Raw genomic sequence first — 597 nt, 5'->3', positions numbered from 1 at the left:
TTCCTTTGCAATCTCACTTTGGAGATTCAGGAACTGCTGCGAAGAGAGCATCTGCGGGTAGCTCTCCCCCACTGCAAAAATATTTCTTAGCGCATTGTCTTGAGAAGCCATTGCATCGTTCATCTCTGCAACCGACGCACCGCGGCGCAGTTTCACAAGGTTCACAAAGAGTTTCTCTTCATGCTGCGCGTAAGACTTCGCTACCTTCAGCATCTCCAAGATCGTGTCATACCGCTTAGCGAGAGCAATATCGACGTTCTTCTTCGATTCTTCGATAATGACTATGTAGCGCGACATCTGGTTACTTTTTGCAATAAACCAAAAGACGATCAGCATTAAGAGGACCGCAACAGCGATCCAAATATACAAGTCAGAATTCATTGATTCTCCATTCACAACTGCGAATTAACTTTGTCTAACAACGTGTAAAACTGGCCAAGTTGATTTTGGACCTTCTTGTATTCACCGCTAAGAGAAAGGCTTTCAATCTCTTTTCGGTTAGAGGGACGCTTCAGAATATGGGAATTCGTGTAGAACGAGACTGCAACCCGTTGCCCATCCATAGTCACGGTAACTGGGCAGCCTTCCCTATACTCC

1 protein-coding gene and 1 pseudogene are annotated in these 597 nt (G+C 45.6%); both read right to left on the bottom strand.

Going from position 1 to position 597, the window contains the following annotated elements; all coding sequences use genetic code 11:
* On the bottom strand, nucleotides 1-381 hold a 381-nt coding region (locus tag HMPREF1627_RS00635; protein WP_034500232.1), incomplete at its 3' end, for a LemA family protein.
* An 11-nt stretch (nucleotides 382-392) separates the two neighbouring features.
* A pseudogene (locus HMPREF1627_RS10625) lies at nucleotides 393-597 on the bottom strand (hypothetical protein); the annotation flags it as partial.

Origin of the sequence: Actinomyces sp. S6-Spd3, from assembly GCF_000758755.1 — a bacterium.
Classification (GTDB): Bacteria; Actinomycetota; Actinomycetes; order Actinomycetales; family Actinomycetaceae; genus Pauljensenia.
The sequence above is the reverse complement of the archived record's forward strand: the minus strand, read 5'-3'. Positions and strand labels throughout refer to the sequence as shown.